The sequence below is a fragment of the Streptomyces sp. C genome, assembly GCF_000158895.1.
Lineage (GTDB): Bacteria > Actinomycetota > Actinomycetes > Streptomycetales > Streptomycetaceae > Streptomyces > Streptomyces racemochromogenes.
Genome location: NZ_GG657750.1, coordinates 2,419,793 through 2,424,223, shown reverse-complemented (window position 1 = coordinate 2,424,223; position 4,431 = coordinate 2,419,793). Strand labels below are relative to the sequence as shown.

The 4,431-nt window shown below is 78.4% G+C and carries 3 protein-coding genes and 2 pseudogenes; 4 read left to right on the top strand and 1 reads right to left on the bottom strand.

The genetic code is table 11. The features are described 5' to 3' along the window. The first annotated feature begins 112 nt into the window (after positions 1–112). The 3 genes and pseudogenes from SSNG_RS10710 to SSNG_RS43675 all read left to right on the top strand — a co-directional run bounded on the left by SSNG_RS10710 (position 113) and on the right by SSNG_RS43675 (position 3,114). Entirely contained in the window at positions 113–1,216 is a 1,104-nt protein-coding gene (locus tag SSNG_RS10710) for a WYL domain-containing protein (RefSeq protein WP_007263839.1), read from the top strand. A 31-nt stretch (positions 1,217–1,247) separates the two neighbouring features. Beyond that, positions 1,248–1,976, top strand: a pseudogene (locus SSNG_RS43680) (serine/threonine-protein kinase); the annotation flags it as partial. A 313-nt stretch (positions 1,977–2,289) separates the two neighbouring features. After that, positions 2,290–3,114, top strand: a complete 825-nt coding sequence (locus tag SSNG_RS43675) for a hypothetical protein (RefSeq protein WP_241695289.1) — start codon at positions 2,290–2,292, stop codon at positions 3,112–3,114. A 438-nt stretch (positions 3,115–3,552) separates the two neighbouring features. Here SSNG_RS43675 and SSNG_RS10695 read toward each other — a convergent pair whose 3' ends face one another. Beyond that, the gene (locus SSNG_RS10695) at positions 3,553–3,894 is read right to left on the bottom strand and encodes a hypothetical protein (protein WP_007263836.1); all 342 of its coding nucleotides are present in this window, start codon (positions 3,892–3,894) and stop codon (positions 3,553–3,555) included. 103 nt (positions 3,895–3,997) lie between these two features. Here SSNG_RS10695 and SSNG_RS10690 point away from each other — a divergent pair. After that, positions 3,998–4,431 (top strand): annotated as a pseudogene (locus SSNG_RS10690) (acyl-CoA dehydrogenase family protein); the annotation flags it as partial.

Sequence of the window (4,431 nt, the reverse complement as noted above, 5' to 3'; positions counted from 1 at the left end):
GTGGGCATGGGAGTCCTCCCGTCGGGGCGCGCGGGGCCTTCCCCCGTGCTGTGACCCAGCCTGGAGGCCGTACCTGACACCTCTTGTCAGGTACCGCGGCCAGAATGGGCGCATGCGCGCCGACCGGCTTCTCTCCCTGCTCCTGCTGCTCCAGAACCGCGGCCGGATGACCGCCCCGGAGCTGGCGGCGGAGCTGGAGGTGTCCGTCCGTACGGTGTACCGGGACGTCGAGGCGCTCGGCGCGTCCGGTGTCCCCGTACGCGCCGACCGGGGGCCCGCGGGCGGGTACCGGCTGATGGACGGCTACCGGACGCGGCTGACCGGGCTCACCGACGCCGAGGCGGCCTCGCTGTTCCTGGTCGGGGCGCCGGGGCCCGCGCGGGAGCTGGGGCTGGGCGCGGTGCTGGCCACCGCGCAGCTGAAGCTCCAGGCCGCGCTGCCGGCCGGGCCGGCGGACCGGGCCCGGCTCGTGCGGGACCGCTTCCACCTGGACGCGCCCGCCTGGTTCCGGGACGCCGACCCGGTGCCGCACCTGGCCCCGGTGGCGGCGGCGGTGTGGGAGCAGCGGGCGGTGCGGGTGGAGTACCGGCGCTGGTCGGGCGAGGTCCGGCAGCGGGAGCTGCACCCGCTGGGCGTCGTCCTCAAGGGCGGCATCTGGTACCTGGTGGCGGCGCCGGCGGGGGAGGGCGTGCGCACCTACCGGGTGTCGCGGCTGCTGTCGGTGCGGGAGACGGGGGAGGGCTTCGAGCGGCCGGCCGGGTTCGAGCTGGCGGCCTACTGGGAGGAGTCCTCCCGGCGCCTGGAGGCGGCGCTGCGGCAGGGGGTGGCGCGGCTGCGTGTCTCGCCGCGTGCGCAGCGGCTGCTGCCGGTGCAGTTCGGGGCGCCGGGGGTGCGCGCGCTGGAGGGGGCCGGGCCGGCGGACGGGGACGGCTGGGCGGAGGTGGAGCTGCCGGTGGAGTCGCAGGCCGTGGCGGTGGGGGACCTGCTCCGGCTGGGTGCGGAGGCGGAGGTGCTCGGCCCGCCGGAGCTGCGGTCGGCGGTGGCCGCGGCGGTGGCCGCCTTGGCGGGGCGGTATGCGGTGCACGTGCCGCCCGTGCCGCCCGTGCCGCCCGTGTCGCCGGTGCCGCCGGTGCCGCCCGGGCCTCCCGCAGTGCCGGTGCCGCCCGTGCCGCCCGTGCATCCCGTACCCGCAGCGGGAGTTGACGGCTCTGTATGATCCCCTCCCGTACCTGGGGAGGGCGGGAGGCATGGAGCCGTTAGGGCCGTCGGGGCCGTCGCACGTGGGGCCGTTCCGTGTGCTGGGCGTGCTCGGCGAGGGCGGTATGGGCCGGGTGCTGCTGGGCGCCGCGCCGGACGGGCGGCTGGTCGCCGTCAAACAGGTCCTCGCGCGGTTCGCCGACGACGACGGGTTCCGGGCCCGGTTCCGGCGGGAGGTCGCGGCGTCCCGGAAGGTCTCGGGGGCCTATACGGCGGCCGTGATGGAGGCCGACGCGGACGCGCGGACCCCTTGGCTGGCGTCGGTGTTCGTCTCGGGGCCCTCGCTGGGGGCGGCCGTCGCGGAGGTCGGGGCGCTGCCCGAGGAGACCGTACGCCGCCTCGCGGCCGGGCTGGCGTCGGCCCTCGCGGAGATCCACCGGGCGGGTCTGGTCCACCGGGACCTGAAGCCCGAGAACGTACTGCTCGCCGAGGACGGGGTCCGGGTGATCGACCTGGGCATCGCGCGGGCGGCCGAGAGCGGGGCCGACACCCGGCTGACGCACACGGGGCTGGTGATCGGCTCGCCGCCGTTCATGTCGCCCGAGCAGGCCGAGGGGCGGGAACTGACTCCGGCGAGCGACGTGTTCTCGCTGGGTTCGGTGCTGTTCCTGGCCGCCACGGGGCGCAACCCGTTCGCGGGCTCGTCGACCCTCATGACCCTGTACGACGTGGTGCACGCGGAGCCGGACCTGGCCGCGCTCCCGGCGGGGTTGCGGCGCGCGGTGGAGCGCTGCCTGGCCAAGGACCCGGCCGCCCGCCCGGCCCCGGCGGAACTGCTGGGCCTCCTCGGGCCGGTGGTCCCGGCGGGGCGCCTGCCGTGGCCTCCGGCGGTGCACCGGATGATCGCCGAGCAGGGGGCCGCCATCGACCGCCTGCTGGGCGCGGCCGCCGGGGCCCCGGCCCGGGGACGTGGTCCGGCCGGCCGCGCCGGAGGCGGCGGCGCCGGTCGCGGTCGCCGTTCCCGCCGAGCCCCCGGCCCGGCGGCAGGACCCGGCCCCGGCCCCGGGCCGGGGGCGCGCGGCGACGCCGGGCGTGGCGCAGGACCCGTACGCGGGCGGGGGCCCGGGCCCAGAGCCGGACCCGGAGCCGGAGCCGGCCGGGGACGCGGCCACGGTCGTGGCCGTTCCCGGGCGGGCCGCCGGGGGAACCCGGCCGGAGCTCGTCCCCCTTCCGGACGAACCGCCCGTCACCGCGGGCGCCCCGGCTCCCGGCGCGGGCGGGCGGCCCGGGCGCCGGAGCGTGCTGCGCGTGGCCGGGCCGGTGCTGGGGGCCCTCGCCCTGGTGGCGGCCGGTGCCGGGGTATGGGCGTACGGGCAGCAGCCCGGGGGGTGGTGGGGCGAGACGGTGCACACGAAGCTGACCCGCTGCGACAGCGCGGGCGCCAAGCTGCCGTTGCCGCCCGGGGTGGACCGGGCGCCGACGCTGGACACCGTCCTGCCGGAGCGCGGGGCCGGCCCCACCACCTCGGTGCGCTGCTACTGGTTCGGCGGGGGGAAGCCCCGCGTGATCGCGGAGTGGGCTCTGAAGCTCGACGGCGAGGGCGGCCGCGACGGGCCGGAGGAGCAGCGGAAGCGGCTCGCCTCGGACCGGCGGACGGTGTCGACGGCGGTGCGGACGGTGGCGCAGGCGGAGGTGGGGCTCGGCGACGAGACGCTGTGGAAGGACCAATGCGAGCTCCTGGTCCGTGACGGGAACCTCCGGCTCTCCGTGTGGAGCGGAGGCGATCCGGGCGAGGGCGGGCAGGCCGGGAGCGGGTCCGGGTCCGGGGGGAGCGAGTCGCCCGCCGCGCCGCCCGAGTGCCGGTCGGAGGTCGTGGCGATCGCCCGCGCCGCCCTCGCGGCCGTGCCGGCGGGCTGAGCGCGGCCAGGGGGCGTCCGCAAGTGGCGCCGTCCGCCCGCAGGGCGGCCCCGCGGCGCCCCCGGCTACCGCTGGGGGTGCCCCCAGGTGCGTGCGTCGCGGGGCAGGCGCCCCTTTGCGGGCAGCCCCTTTGGCCGTCCCTTGCGGATCGCTGCCCCGGCTACCGCCGGGAGGTCCCCCAGACCCGCGCCGCCCGGCACCGGATCTCGCCGCGTCGGCGGAGCACCCGAGTACGTCCGGTACAAGGGCGCGCGCGCCGCCGACGCGCCGATGCGCGGCACCGGGGGTCCGTCCCAGCGGTGGCAGGGGGAGACGCGGGCTTGACCGGCAGGCCGAGGGCCCGTCTGACATCGGTGCTCGGCGCACGCCGGCCACGCCCGGCCCGTCGGAACGCGCGCGGGGCGGCCGTACGGGCGGGCCCTTCGGGCGGGGGTCGGGTCAGGACCCGCCCGGAGGCGTCAGGCGGCGGGGGTTGCTCGTGCCGCAGGTGAGGCAGACCAGCCAGTCACGGAGTTCGCCGGTGTCGGTCTCCCAGGGCTCGCCGGCGGCGTTGGAGTCCTCCTCGCCGCAGAAGGGGCAGGTCCCCTCGTCGCCCTCCAGGCGCCGCATCGGGTGCAGCGGCCGGTCCGCCCCCTGTCGGTAGCCCAGCCAGCCGCATCCGGTGCACTGCCACCACTGTTCGGGTCTCGGTGACGGCGGCGCCCCGCCCCAGCGGTTGCGGCGGTACGTGACGCTCAGCGCCGTCAGCGCTCTCCCGCAGCGCGGGCATTCCGGGGTCATGGCGACAGCCCACCGCAGCCCCCGGGCCCGCCGCAAGGGGAGTGCCGAGAAGAGGGTGTTTCTGACCTTCCGTCAGATTGAAACGTGTTCTAGTCTGCCGCGCATGGGCATCGGAATCACGCAAGAGCAGCGGGAGTTGGCCGACGCCGTGCGCGGCTGGGTGGCGCGGGCCGTACCGCCCGAGGAGGTGCGCAAGCTGCTCGACGCCCCGCCGCAGGCGGGCACGCGGCCCGGCTACTGGGACGGGCTGGCCGCGTCCGGACTGCTGGCGCCCCACCTGGAGGGCGGGACCCTGCTGGATCTGGCCGTCGTTTTACAGGAGGCCGCCCGGGCGGCGCTGCCCGGGCCCTTCCTGCCGAGCGCGCTGGCCTCCGTACTCCTGGACCGGGCGGGGGCCGACCCCCTCGACGCGCGGGTCGGGGCCGTCGCCCTCGGGGCGGGCGGGGTCACCGCCGTCGCCGCCCGAGGGGGGGCGGCTGGCGGCTGGACGGGGTCGCGCCGCCCGTGCTCGGCGCCGCCGAGGCCGACCTCGTGCTG

Excerpts from the sequence above, each read along its gene's own strand:
- SSNG_RS10710 (WP_007263839.1), top strand. The coding sequence starts at position 113 with ATGCGCGCCGACCGGCTTCTCTCCCTGCTCCTGCTGCTCCAGAACCGC.
- SSNG_RS10695 (WP_007263836.1), bottom strand. The coding sequence starts at position 3,894 with ATGACCCCGGAATGCCCGCGCTGCGGGAGAGCGCTGACGGCGCTGAGC.